Annotated in this window: 10 protein-coding genes and 1 other RNA gene; 5 read left to right on the top strand and 6 right to left on the bottom strand. The window is 63.9% G+C overall.

Annotated features, from left to right (window positions below):
• Nucleotides 1-94: 94 nt before the first annotated feature.
• The 5 genes from KWO_RS20645 to KWO_RS20625 form a co-directional block, all read right to left on the bottom strand.
• Nucleotides 95-2173 (bottom strand): M13 family metallopeptidase, encoded by a 2079-nt coding sequence (locus KWO_RS20645; RefSeq protein ID WP_026113186.1) that lies wholly within the window; start codon nucleotides 2171-2173, stop codon nucleotides 95-97.
• Between the two features lie 150 nt (nucleotides 2174-2323).
• On the bottom strand, nucleotides 2324-3019 hold the full coding sequence (locus KWO_RS20640) for a glycosyltransferase (RefSeq protein ID WP_010365433.1): 696 nt from the start codon (nucleotides 3017-3019) through the stop codon (nucleotides 2324-2326).
• Between the two features lie 238 nt (nucleotides 3020-3257).
• Complete coding sequence (locus tag KWO_RS20635; RefSeq protein ID WP_010379752.1) at nucleotides 3258-4253, bottom strand: aldo/keto reductase; 996 nt, start codon at nucleotides 4251-4253, stop codon at nucleotides 3258-3260.
• Nucleotides 4254-4392: 139 nt separating this feature from the next.
• A complete protein-coding gene (locus KWO_RS20630; RefSeq protein ID WP_010379753.1) occupies nucleotides 4393-4962 on the bottom strand; it encodes a flavodoxin family protein in 570 nt (189 codons plus the stop codon).
• A 302-nt stretch (nucleotides 4963-5264) separates the two neighbouring features.
• On the bottom strand, nucleotides 5265-6161 hold the full coding sequence (locus tag KWO_RS20625; RefSeq protein WP_010365440.1) for a LysR family transcriptional regulator: 897 nt from the start codon (nucleotides 6159-6161) through the stop codon (nucleotides 5265-5267).
• A 106-nt stretch (nucleotides 6162-6267) separates the two neighbouring features.
• Here KWO_RS20625 and KWO_RS20620 point away from each other — a divergent pair, with 106 nt between their 5' ends.
• The 5 genes from KWO_RS20620 (at nucleotide 6268) to KWO_RS20600 (ending at nucleotide 10581) form a co-directional block, all read left to right on the top strand.
• Nucleotides 6268-6678 carry a DoxX family protein gene (locus tag KWO_RS20620; RefSeq protein WP_010379754.1) on the top strand — a complete coding sequence of 137 codons (411 nt, stop codon included), beginning with the start codon at nucleotides 6268-6270 and terminating at the stop codon, nucleotides 6676-6678.
• 28 nt (nucleotides 6679-6706) lie between these two features.
• Nucleotides 6707-7525 carry a DODA-type extradiol aromatic ring-opening family dioxygenase gene (locus KWO_RS20615; protein ID WP_010379755.1) on the top strand — a complete coding sequence of 273 codons (819 nt, stop codon included), beginning with the start codon at nucleotides 6707-6709 and terminating at the stop codon, nucleotides 7523-7525.
• A 99-nt stretch (nucleotides 7526-7624) separates the two neighbouring features.
• Nucleotides 7625-7699: non-coding RNA, sX9 sRNA (locus tag KWO_RS20610), on the top strand.
• A 185-nt stretch (nucleotides 7700-7884) separates the two neighbouring features.
• Nucleotides 7885-9129, top strand: coding sequence for a putative DNA modification/repair radical SAM protein (locus KWO_RS20605; RefSeq protein WP_017112838.1), 1245 nt, complete (start codon nucleotides 7885-7887; stop codon nucleotides 9127-9129).
• Between the two features lie 6 nt (nucleotides 9130-9135).
• Nucleotides 9136-10581, top strand: coding sequence for a UdgX family uracil-DNA binding protein (locus KWO_RS20600; RefSeq protein ID WP_010379756.1), 1446 nt, complete (start codon nucleotides 9136-9138; stop codon nucleotides 10579-10581).
• A gap of 505 nt (nucleotides 10582-11086) precedes the next feature.
• Here the strand turns inward: KWO_RS20600 and KWO_RS20595 are convergent.
• Entirely contained in the window at nucleotides 11087-11644 is a 558-nt protein-coding gene (locus KWO_RS20595; RefSeq protein WP_010365456.1) for a fasciclin domain-containing protein, read from the bottom strand.
• Nucleotides 11645-12286 lie beyond the last annotated feature (642 nt).

Below are 12286 nucleotides of genomic sequence, written 5' to 3'. Positions count from 1 at the left end.
TGGGCTGACAGCTGTCGCACCAGATGTACTGGCGTCAACGCCAGATCGACCATGACGTCGAAGAACTGCGCTGCAGCCAGTGGCACACCAACACCTACCAAATCTTGACCCGCTGCTCCGGCGGCAGATACAGCTGCTGGCCCTGCTTCACATCGAAGGCGGGATACCACGCATCCAGATTACGCACGGTTTGCGCGCGGAAGCGGCCCGGCGCGTGCACGTCGGTGAGTACCACATTGCGCAGTGCCGCATCGCGGTACTTGCCACGCCATGCCTGTGCGAAGCCGAGGAAAAAGCGCTGATCCGGGCTGAAACCGTCGATGGTTCGCGGTTGCTTGCCCTGCAGCGACAACTGGTAGGCATCGTATGCCGTGGCCAGGCCCGCAACGTCGGCGATGTTTTCGCCTAGCGTCAGCTTGCCGTTGAGCGACAAGTCATCGAACGGTTTGTAGGCACTGAACTGCGCGGCCAACGCACTGCCGGCGCTCTGGAACTTCTTCAGGTCTTGCGGCGTCCACCAGTTGTGCAGCTCGCCGTGTTCGTCGAATAGCGCGCCCATGTTGTCGAAGCTATGACTGATCTCGTGCCCGATCACCGCACCGATCGCGCCATAGTTCACCGCATCGTCGGCGGCTGGGTCGAAGAACGGCGGTTGCAGGATTGCCGCCGGGAAGATCAGGCGGTTTTCCAGCGGCACGTTCAGCGCGTTGACTTCCTGCGGCAGCATGTACCACTCGCGGTGATCCACTGCCTTGCCCAGCTTGGCCAGCTTGGCCAGGTTGCGGCGGTACTCGAACAGTTGGGCGCGTTCCACATTGCCCAGCGCATCGTCGCGACGCACGTCCAGCCCGCTGTAATCGCGCCAGGTGTCCGGGTAGCCGACTGCCACCGTCAAACCGGCGATCTTGGCCTTGGCGTGCTGCTTGGTCTCGGCAGTCATCCACTCCAGTGCATCGATGCGCTTGCCGAACGCGGTGATGATGTTCTTGACCATCTCTTCGGCACGCGTCTTGGTCTGCGCGCTGACGTACTTCTGCACATAGCGCTTGCCAACCGCTTCGCCCAATGCGGCGTTAGTCGCGTCGATGCCGCGTTTCCAGCGCTGGCGCTGCTGCGGGGTGCCCTCCAACGTGGTGCCGTAGAACGCGAAGCGCTCGTCGGCGAAGGCCTTGGACAAATACGGCGAAGCACGATCCAGGGCGCGGAAGCTCAGATAATCCTTCCAGGTCTGCAGTGGCTCGGACTGCACCAGCGCCGACAATCCGCTCACTGCGCGCGGCTGCCACACGATGAAATCCTGCTGTGCGTTGAGCCCGGCTGCCTCGAAGAACAGCGCCCAGTCCAGGCCGGGAGCATTGCGCGCGAAATCGGCTTGTTTCCAGGCATTTGCGCCTGCCTGCACGTTGTTGGTCTGCTCCGGGGTGGCGTGCACGCGTGCCATGGCAATTTCCAATGCCAGGATGCGCTCGGCCTTCGCGGGCGCATCGCTGATGCCGGCCAGTTCCAGCAGCGTGACGATGTGCGCGCGGTAGGCCTCGCGCAGCTGCGCCATGCGCCCGCCATCCAGGTAGAAACTGCGCTCGGGCATGCCCAGGCCGCCTTGCACCAGATAGGGCGCGTAGCGGCCGGTATGATGCAGGTCCTGCGACACCCACAGGCCGAACAGGCGGTCGGTGTAGAAATTGGTGGAATTGAGCAGATCCACATCGGCGCGCAGCTGGCCGCCCAACGTGCGTGCCAAGGCCTGCTTGTCGTCGAGCTTGGCGATCGCATCCAGTTCCGGCTGTACCGGGCGCACGCCCTTGGCCTCGATGCTGGCTTCGTCCATGTAGGCGGCGTAGTAGTCGCCGATCTGCTTGTCTTCGCCGGTGACGCGGTCGTTGGCGGCAGCGCCTTCGATGATGTCACGGCTATGCCGCTCGGTCTCGATGGCGATCGAGGTGAAGCTGTTGAAGCTGGAGCGGTCTTGCGGAATCTGCGTGGTCTTGACCCAGTTGCCGCTGGCGTAACCGAAGAAGTCGTCGCCCGGCGCCACGCTGCGGTCCATACCCGCCATATCGAAGCCGAAATCGCCGAGCTTGGGTTTGCTGGGGGGCGGCGTTGGCTGCGTGCTCGCGGCCGGTGTCGCGCCATCGCGGTGGCACGCAACGGTGGTCAGCAGCGCGGCAGACATGGCAGCGATCAGGACGGGGCGATGCAAAGAAGCCATGCGGCGCAACTCGGATAACCGGAACGGACAGCACAGTGTAAGTGGCATGCGGTTCCAGATGCTGCTTGGAGGGCAGGCTCCATAGCGGATCGTGGTGTTGCGGACACGCTCGGTTCAGCGCCGGCGCTGATACCAGAAGCCGAGTGCATCGCGGGTCTGCAGCATGCGTCGCCCGCGCCACAGAAACCGCAGCAGCAGGGCCAGGTGTTCGCGCTTGGAAAAGCTGCGCAGCTTGCGGTCGGAGGTGTGCACGGTCTGGCGCAAGATCACAAAGCGGCCGCAGCGTGCCAGCGCCCGGCTGAGGGCCACATCCTCGCCGGCGTAGTAACGCGTATCGAAGCCGCCGGCGCTGACGAATGCCACCCTTGTGCAAAACAAAAAGCATCCGGGCGCAATGCCGGAAACACGAAAAAACCAACCAAACAACGCCTGCGCCATGCGCTCGGACCACACGCGCGTGCCCTGCAGATGCACTCGCGCACCGCCGCCTACCGCGCCGGCATCGAGCGCAGCCAATGCGGCGCCAACGACCTGCGGGTTGATCAAGGTGTCGGCATCCAGAAACAGCAAGCGTTCGCCCTGCGCGGCCTGCGCACCGGCGTTACGCGTGGCGGCGATGTGGCGCAGCTGCACCTCCAGCACCTGTGCGCCATGGCTGCGTGCGATGTCCGCAGTGGCGTCTTCGCAGGCATCGGCTACCACAATCACTTCATAGTCCAGCTGCATGGCTTGCGCGCAGGCATGCAGGCACTGCAGCGTGTCGCCGATCAGGGCAGCCTCGTCATGTGCTGGAATCACGAAGGACAGCATGGGGCGTGGTTCATGTGAGCTGCAGCCAGTGTGCAAGGTGCAGCGCCGCGAGGATGTGAGCAGGGCGATCAGCACCAATGCCCGCGCTCAAACAAGCGCTGCGACCCGACGCTTACCTATTTATCGCGCGCGTGATGTTTTGAATGGCGGCACTGGTGCGCAGCAAGCTCCACCGGCATTAACGCAGTGCCGCAGCGATCACTGCGGCACTGCGAAGACGACGATCAGGCGACGCGGCTCAGCGGTTGACCGCACCCATCATCGCTTCCGGATAGCGCGTGCCGACCGCAGCCTGCGCCGGGAAGATCGCATCGATACGGGCCAGCTCGTCCGGCATCAGTGCCACATCCAGCGCTGCGATGTTTTCTTCCAGATACGCCAGCCGCTTGGTGCCGGGAATCGGAACCAAGTCCTGGCCCTGCGCCAACACCCAGGCCAACGCCAATTGCCCGGGCGTGATGCCCTTGTCGGCAGCGATTGCCTTGACCTGCTCCACCAGCTGCAGGTTGCGGGTGAAGTTATCGCCCTGAAAACGCGGCGAATGGCGGCGGTAATCGTCGGCATCGAAATCCTCCGGCGACGAGAACGCCCCGGTCAAAAACCCGCGCCCCAGCGGCGAGTACGGCACGAACCCGATGCCGAGTTCGCGCACCGTGGCGAACACGCCGTTATCTTCCGGCTCGCGCGACCACAGCGAATATTCGGTCTGCACCGCGGTGATGGGGTGCACCGCATGCGCACGGCGAATGGTGGCTGCGGCCGCTTCCGACAAACCGAGAAAGCGCACCTTGCCCTGTTCGACCAGGCGCGCCATCGCACCGACGGTGTCTTCGATCGGCACGGTGGGGTCCACGCGGTGTTGGTAATACAGGTCGATATGTTCAACGCCCAGCCGACGCAGGCTGGCTTCGCAGGCGGACTGTACATAGGCCGGGCTGCCATCAATACCACGTACCGATGGGTCGTTGGGGTCGAGCTTGATGCCGAATTTGGTGGCCAAAAACACTTCGTGCCGGCGTGCGGCAATCGCCTTGCCGACCAGCACTTCATTGGTGTGCGGGCCGTACATGTCGGCGGTGTCGAGCAGACTGATGCCACGGTCGAGCGCGCGGTGGATCACCGCGATCGAAGTGGCCTCGTCGCTGCGGTCGCCATAGAACGCGCTCATGCCCATGCAGCCAAGGCCGAGGGCCGAAACGGTGGGGCCGGAACGGCCAAGCGTGCGGGTTTGCATGGTGGGGACTCCGTGCAGCAAAAGGTGCGGGAACAATGGCGGGCGGTGCGTTAGCGCGATGTGGCCCACGCGCTAACGCACAGCCCGCGCAACTCGGCAGGCAACGCTGCCGAACTGCGCGGGCTGTTGTGAGCTGCGATCAGCCCTTGAGCTTGGCGGCGAATTCGGCAACGCGCTTGCCGAGCAGCTTGGCCGTTTCCAGATCGCCGCTGCGCGGCGCTTCATCTGGCGAGGCGTCCGACGGCGAAATCGCCAGCGCACCTGCCGACCCGGCAGTCCAGTTGATGTCCTGCGGGCCATGTGCCTTGGTGTTGGCCGGCAGCAGCCCGGTACCGATCCAGACCTGGCTGTGCTGCTGCGACAACGTCCAGAAGTATTGGATGGTGGCGTACTTGTCGCCGTTCACCGACGCCGAGTTGGTGAAGCCGGCGGCGATCTTGTCCTTCCACGCCTGCGCAAACCATGGCTTGGAGCTGGCATCGGCAAATTTCTTGAACTGCCACGCCGGCCCGCCCATGTAGGTGGGGCTGCCGTAGATGATGGCGTCGGCGGCACTGATGGCTTCCCAGGCGTCATCGGGCAGATTGCCGTCCTGGTCGATGCGGTACAGCGTGGCTTCGCCAACGCTGGCTGCGCCCGCTTGCACCGCTTCGGCCTGCTTGACGGTGTGGCCGTAGCCGCTGAAATACACAATGGCGATCTTGCTCATGGACACTCCGGGTGAACGAGGGAAGCGGATTGTGCGCACACCGGTCACGACAGCAGAATGACCACGCACGGGACGAACTGTTGCCGCGATCATTTGCTGGGGCGTGTGAACCGTGATGCGCGTGCGGTGGTGTTGCGTGCAATCGGGGGCGCTTATCAGCCTGCGTCAGTCACGCCGGAGCGATGATGATCTGTGCGTATCTGTCAATCGGCATCGGCCCGCGTAGCCTGCCTGCTGACGTGCGGTTGCGATTGCATGCACGTGCCAGATGCGCGAGGTGTTTTTTGGCATTCCTACAGCGCTCAACCGGGTGCTGGCTTGGCCATGCACTCGATCAGGTAATCAATGAAGCTGCGCACCTTCGGCGCCAGGTGGCTGCGGCTGGTGTAGACCGCGAAGATGCCAATTTCAGCAAGCGTGTATTCGGGAAGAATGCGCACCAGGCGCCCGGCGGCGAGATGCGGTTCGGCCAGGAAATCCGGCTGCATCACGATACCTTGCCCGGCCAGCGCGGCAGCGTTCAGCACATGCCCGTTGTTTGCACGCAGGCCGCCATGCAGGCGCACGTCGATATCGCCCTGCGACCCCTGAAAGCGCACCTCATCGCCGCTGGGCGAGTAGTGGTAGAGCAGGCATTCGTGGCCGGCCAGGTCCGATGGGTGTTGCGGCGTGCCCGCACGCGCCAAATAGGCCGGCGATGCACACGGCAGCATCCGTACCTTGCCCAACTGGCGTGCAATCAGCATCGGCGCCGGCTGGCGGGTGATACGGATGGCGACATCGAAGCCTTCTTCGACCATATCGACCAGGCGGTCGGACAATGACAGGTCCAGCTCCACCTGCGGATAGCGCGCGCGGAAGCCGGGCAGCAATGCGCCAAGTCGCTCGATGCCGTAACTCACCGGTGCGTTCACCCGCAGCACGCCAGCCGGCTCAAGCGCCTGCGCGCCGATGGTGGCCTCCAGGTCGTCCAGGTCGGCGAGCAGCTGCAGGCAGCGCTGGTAGTACGCACTGCCGGCACTGGTCAGGCTGACCCTACGGGTGGTGCGGTTGAGCAGGCGCGTGCCGAGCCGCTGTTCGAGCGCGGCCACCTGGCGGGTGACGCTGGCGGTGGAGCGGTCCAATGCCTCGGCGGCGGCGCTGAAACCACTGCGCTCGGCCACGGCCGTGAACACACGCATCGCATCCAGGGTATCCATGGCAGCTCCGATTGTTACCTTTAGTGAAATAAATTATCTGAGGCACACGTATTTATCAGATTTTTGTAAGGAATAGGCTGTGCTGGTCCTCACCGGAGTTCGTCCCATGACAACTGCCCTCGCATCTCCACGTACCGCCGCCTATGGCACTGCCTTGCTGCGCATCAGCCTGGGCGTACTGTTTCTGGTGCATGGTCTGACCAAATTGTTGGTCTTCACCCCAGCCGGTGCCGTGGCGTATTTCCACTCGCTCGGCCTGCCCGCTGCATTGGCGTACATCAGCATGACGCTGGAACTCGGCCTTGGCGTGTCCTTGTTGCTGGGCATCCATGCGCGCTGGGTCGCGCTGCTGGGCGTGCCGCTTTTGCTGGGCACGATTGTCAGCGTGCATGGTGCCAACGGTTTTGGTTTTTCCAATCCGGGTGGCGGCTGGGAATACCCGGCGTTATGGACGGTGTTGCTGATCGTGCAGGCGTTGCTCGGCGACGGCGCATTCGCGTTGAAGCCACCGCGCTGAGCCTGTTTTCATCCATCAAGGAGCGTCCATGACCCGCTTGCCCTCCCTGTACATCTCGCACGGTTCGCCGATGACTGCGCTGCAGCCGGGGCAGGTCGGCGAGCGGTTGGCCGACTTGCGGCAGGCCTTGCCGCGGCCGCGCGCCATTGTGGTGGCGAGCGCGCATTGGCTGGGCCGTCGCCCGCTGGTCAGCGGTGCGGTACGGCCGCCCACCATTCACGATTTCGGCGGCTTCCCGGCACCGTTGTACGAGCTGGAGTACCCGGCGCCCGGCGAGCCGGCATTGGCGCATCAGATCATGCGCCGTCTGGAGCAGGCCGGCCTGCATCCGCACCTGGACCCGCAGCGCGGTTTCGATCACGGCGTCTGGGTGCCGCTGCGCCTGTTGTATCCGGACGCCGACATCCCGGTGGTGTCGCTATCGATCCAGCCCGAGCTTGGTCCGGCGCACCAGTTCGCAGTGGGCCGCGCGCTGGCGCCGTTGCGCGATGACGGCGTGCTGGTGATCGGCTCGGGCAGCATCACCCACAACCTGCACGACTTCCGCCACGGCTACAGCGCCGAGCGCGAAGCGCCGTATGTGCGCCCCTTCATCGAGTGGATCGAGCGCAAACTGCTGGATAACGACGTCCCCGCGCTGTTGGACTACCGCCGCCAGGCACCGCATGCCGAACGCGCGCATCCCAGCGACGAACACTTCCTGCCGTTGTACGTGGCGATGGGCGCGGCCGGCGACGACCGGCTGGGCGCGCAGCGCATCGACGCCGGTATCGATGCGGGGTTTCTGGCGATGGATCTCTATCGCTTCGATGGGCATGCAGCAGTGGCCGACCCGGTGGCGGCGTAGCGCTGGAAGCCAGGGCGGGCGCGTCGGAACTTTGAACCAAGCGCAGCTGAGAGACGACTGCGCATGCACCATGCGGGCGCGGTCGGTGCTCTGTGCGGCAGGTGCCAGTTGTACGCTGCGGTTCCTGCGCGCCGTCCGCACCATCCGACGACTGCCTGCTACGTTTTGGTAGCTGCTCAATGTGCCGCGGCGCTGATCAGTGCTGGTGTCGTCGGGTGATTGGAATGGATGTCGTCGGTGTCATGCCGTCCTGCGCGAGCGCGACGGGCACCACGCCAAGCCCACAGCGCTCTGAAGCATTCACGAACAGGTGCAGGCCAATCTCATAGGCTGAGACGCCGCCGTTGCATGCTGCCCGCGTGAAAATCCTCGACAAGCTCGCCGTCCTCGCCGACGCCGCCAAATACGACGCCTCCTGTGCCTCCAGCGGCGCCAACAAGCGCAATTCGTTGGGCACCGGTGGCATCGGCAGCACCGAGGGCATGGGCATCTGTCACTCCTACACGCCCGACGGCCGTTGCGTGTCGCTGTTGAAGATCCTGCTGACCAATTTTTGCATCTTCGATTGCGCGTATTGCGTCAATCGCGTGTCCAGCAATGTGCGCCGCGCGCGCTTCACGCCGGAAGAAGTAGTCACGCTCACGCTGGACTTCTACAAGCGCAATTACATCGAAGGCCTGTTCCTGTCCAGCGGCATCATCCGCAACTCCGACTACACCATGGAGCAGCTGGTGGAAGTGGCGCGGCAGCTGCGCGAGGTGCACCATTTCGCCGGCTACATCCATCTCAAGACCATTCCCGATGCAACGCCAGAGTTGCTGGCCGCTGCCGGGCGTTACGCCGATCGCCTGAGCATCAACGTAGAGTTGCCCACCGAGCAGGGCCTGACGCTGCTGGCGCCGGAAAAAAGCGTGGGCGGCATCCGCTCGGCCATGGGCGAGCTGCGCTGGCGCATCGAAGAAAATCAGCTCGAACGCAAAGCCGAGAAAGTGCGCCGGGCCAAGCCACCACGCTTCGCACCGGCCGGGCAGAGCACACAGATGATCGTCGGCGCCGACGATGCCAACGACCGCAGCATTCTGGACACCAGCCACAATCTGTACGGCAACTACCGCATGCGCCGGGTGTACTACTCGGCCTTCAGCCCGATCCCGGATGCTTCGTCCAAATTGCCACTGCAGGCACCGCCGCTACAGCGCGAGCACCGGTTGTATCAGGCCGACTGGTTATTGCGCTTCTACGAGTTCAGCGTGGAAGAAATTGCACCGGCGCAATCCAGTGGCATGCTTGATCTGGACGTGGATCCCAAGCTGGCCTGGGCATTGCGCAACCCGGAGCGGTTTCCGGTGGATTTGAATGCCGCGCCGCGCGAGATGCTGCTGCGTGTGCCGGGCCTGGGCACGCGCAACGTGGAGCGTTTGTTGTTGTCGCGCCGGCATGCGCGCTTGCGCGTCGGCGACCTGGCGCGGCTGCGCGTGCCGATGAAAAAGCTGCTGCCGTTCGTCAGCGTGCTCGATCATCATCCGCGGCAACGGCTGGACGATCCGGTCAGGTTGCGTGCGCAGTTGGCGCCTGCGCCTAGGCAGGCAAGTCTGTTCGACTGACTCGTTATGTTCAGCGCTGAGGTGGAACCACCGTGGAGTTTTGAAGCGTGGCGTGCGTTGGCACGGGCGGGGTGGTGCGCGCAGGCAGGGCCGGATGATGTGGCCTGGGATGGTGGTGCGCAGGGCGGGCTGTTGATGGGGCAGGGGCTGCTGGAGTTGCCGGCCGCAGTGCCGCCACCGCGCGTCTCTTCAGACTTCATGCAGCTGGCCGCATCGGTACTGTGTCATCGCGACCCGCAGCGGCACGCCGTGCTGTATCGATTGCTGTGGCGGATCGCTTCTGGCGAAAAAGCATTGCTGGAGCGCGCCACCGATGTGGATGTGCACCGGCTACGGCAATGGCAGAAGGCGGTGCAGCGCGATACGCACAAGATGAAGGCCTTCGTGCGCTTTCGCCGGCTGCCCGGGGAAGAAGAAGACTTCGTTGCCTGGTTCGAGCCCGAGCACTGGATCGTGGACCGGGTGGCGCCGTTTTTTGCGCGGCGTTTTGCCGGCATGCGTTGGGCGATCTTGACCCCGTACCGCAGCGTGCGTTGGGATGGCGAGGCACTGAACTTCGGCGAAGGTGCGGTGCGCACGCAGGTGCCGGCCGACGATGCACAGGAAGCACTGTGGCGCACCTATTACGCACATATCTTCAATCCGGCGCGGCTCAACCCGACCATGATGCGGCAGGAGATGCCGCAGAAATATTGGAAGAACCTGCCCGAAGCCGCGTTGCTGCCGGAGCTCATTCGCGAAGCCGGCGTGCGCGTGCGCGAAATGGCCGAACGCGCGCCTGAGCCAGTACGGCGACGGGTACCGGTGGCGCCGGCGCCCATGCCCGACGTGGCAACCCAAAACCTGGCGCAGTTGCGCAGCGCTGCACGCGATTGCCGGCGTTGCGAACTCTGGCAACCGGCAACGCAGACGGTGTTCGGCGAAGGGCCCGACGATGCATCGGTGATGGTGATCGGCGAGCAGCCGGGCGATGAAGAGGACTTGAGCGGGCGGCCGTTTGTCGGGCCCGCAGGGCGCCTGTTCAACATGGCGTTGGGCGAGCTGGGTGTCGATCGCGAAAGGTTCTATGTCACCAATGCGGTCAAGCATTTCCGTTTCGAACAACGCGGAAAACGGCGGCTGCACCGCAACCCGGAGCGTACGCACGTGCAGGCATGCAGTGGGTGGTTGCAGGCCGAGCGCGCGCAATTGCGTCCCGCACAGATCATCTGCCTCGGTGCGACTGCGGCGCAGGCAGTGTTGGGGAGTAGCTTCCGATTGATGCAGGAACGCGGGCAGTGGCAGCGCCTGGAAGATGGCACACCGGTCTTGACGACGGTGCATCCATCCTGGGTATTGCGGCAGCCATCGACGGATGCACGCGAAGAAGGCTATCGCGGATTTGTCGAAGATCTGCGTCGGTTGCTGGACCCGCCGCAGCCGCAGGAACGTTCGCTCGAGAGAAAAAGGTGACGCGCGAGACAGGCAAAAGAATACGCGTGCAACGGCGCGCGCACGGTGTCGGAGAATCAGGACGCCAAGCGGGGCCACCGGCACGCCGGTGACTCCATCGCCGCCGCTTCGCGGTTGGGTGATGATGGCTGGAGGCTGGCGCCAGCAACGCGCAGCAGGGTTGAACTACATCTTGCGTGCACCGATGTGCATCGCGGATGCACTGCGTATCCATTGCACGCATGTGCCGAGCAACAGTGGCGAACAGAACATGCCGGGCAATCATCAGGTGTTGCGTCATAGGTGCCCCACATCGACATGGCTAAGACGTCTTCCATGTCGATGTCGAAGGCCTTCTACGGTTGCACGGCGGCTGCGCGATGGATTGCCAACCGCTTCAGCTAGCGCCTCTGATGCGATCACGCTCCTGCATAACGCCACTGCGCCATCGACGGGAAAAACCGCATTCCGCCGATGGCACCGTGCATGCGTCAGTAAGCACGCGTTGCAGTGCGACTGCAGGCAGTTACGGCATCAACACCTTGTCCACCACGTGGATCACGCCATTGCTCTGCATGACATCGGCAATGGTGACGTTGGCGGTATTGCCCTTGACGTCGGTAATGGTGACCTTCTTGCCATTGAGCTTTGCGGTCAGCGGCTCGCCCTGCACGGTGGTCAGCGTGGCGCTACCGCCGCCGGCCTTGATCTTGGCGATCAGCGAGGCGGCATCCACCTTGCCGGCAACCACGTGATAGGTCAGCACCTTGGTCAGCGTCGCCTTGGATTCGGGCTTCAGCAAGGTATCGACGGTGCCGGCCGGCAGTGCCGAGAAGGCCGCGTTGGTCGGTGCGAACACGGTGAACGGGCCCGGGCCCTTCAGCGTGTCGACTAGGCCGGCGGCTTTGACGGCAGCCACCAGCGTGGTGTGGTCTTTGGAGTTGACCGCGTTATCGACAATGTCCTTGGTCACCAGCATCGGCGCACCGCCCACCTTCGGATTGGACGCAGCGTAGGCGGGGGCCATGGCGCTGGTCAGGGCAATGGCGGTGGCAATGGCAAGCGACTGCAATGAAGTCTTCATGAGGCATCGATCCTTTGGGTTGGCGATCGCCTGGATGGCAACCGTAGCGTCAATACGCGTCCCCGAAACGGCCTGATGCATCACGTCGTTTTGACATTTATTACTGCGTTTGGGGTGGTGAGGGCGGCATCGCGTGGCCAGCCGGTTAATGCAGGCTTGGACCAACAGCGTGACCGACCCCGAACCCGAACCTCGCGTCTCGTATGCGATCGTGCAGCCCACGTGGCCCTAGCGCGATGCATCCATCGGAGCTTTCGAGGAAACACGACGGCGATGCGCAGCGTTCTGCGGATCCGCTCGGCTCGATCGCATCGAGAGGTCACGGTCTCTCTAGCCGTTAAAAACTTGCCCGTGCCGACGATGCCGCCCGCCGTTGCGAAAAAGCTCCAGCCGCGTCGTAGCCGGGCGTTGCCGCTACAGCTGCAGTAGCGGCCGTCGCGCAGGTCCGCCATCGGTTTGCTACAGCCTGCACGCTTCGGCAGCGTTGGTGCGCCTGTCTCCATCGGCCAGCGTATCGGCGCAAGCCGATTGAACCGAACCGCAACAGGCATGCCGGGTCGCCGATGTGTGGCGACCGGCCAAGCAGTGCGGTGGTTTCATCACCGTGTGCAACACGGTATGGTCCGGTAGGCGCGTTGTTGT

Source organism: Xanthomonas vasicola pv. musacearum NCPPB 4379 (genome assembly GCF_000277895.2).
Lineage (GTDB): Bacteria > Pseudomonadota > Gammaproteobacteria > Xanthomonadales > Xanthomonadaceae > Xanthomonas > Xanthomonas vasicola.
The sequence above is the reverse complement of the archived record's forward strand: the minus strand, read 5'-3'. Positions and strand labels throughout refer to the sequence as shown.

Excerpts from the sequence above, each read along its gene's own strand:
- KWO_RS20625 (WP_010365440.1), bottom strand. The coding sequence starts at position 6,161 with ATGGATACCCTGGATGCGATGCGTGTGTTCACGGCCGTGGCCGAGCGC.
- KWO_RS20615 (WP_010379755.1), top strand. The coding sequence starts at position 6,707 with ATGACCCGCTTGCCCTCCCTGTACATCTCGCACGGTTCGCCGATGACT.
- KWO_RS20645 (WP_026113186.1), bottom strand. The coding sequence starts at position 2,173 with ATGTCTGCCGCGCTGCTGACCACCGTTGCGTGCCACCGCGATGGCGCG.
- KWO_RS20600 (WP_010379756.1), top strand. The coding sequence starts at position 9,136 with ATGTTCAGCGCTGAGGTGGAACCACCGTGGAGTTTTGAAGCGTGGCGT.
- KWO_RS20595 (WP_010365456.1), bottom strand. The coding sequence starts at position 11,644 with ATGAAGACTTCATTGCAGTCGCTTGCCATTGCCACCGCCATTGCCCTG.
- KWO_RS20630 (WP_010379753.1), bottom strand. The coding sequence starts at position 4,962 with ATGAGCAAGATCGCCATTGTGTATTTCAGCGGCTACGGCCACACCGTC.
- KWO_RS20620 (WP_010379754.1), top strand. The coding sequence starts at position 6,268 with ATGACAACTGCCCTCGCATCTCCACGTACCGCCGCCTATGGCACTGCC.
- KWO_RS20640 (WP_010365433.1), bottom strand. The coding sequence starts at position 3,019 with ATGCTGTCCTTCGTGATTCCAGCACATGACGAGGCTGCCCTGATCGGC.
- KWO_RS20635 (WP_010379752.1), bottom strand. The coding sequence starts at position 4,253 with ATGCAAACCCGCACGCTTGGCCGTTCCGGCCCCACCGTTTCGGCCCTC.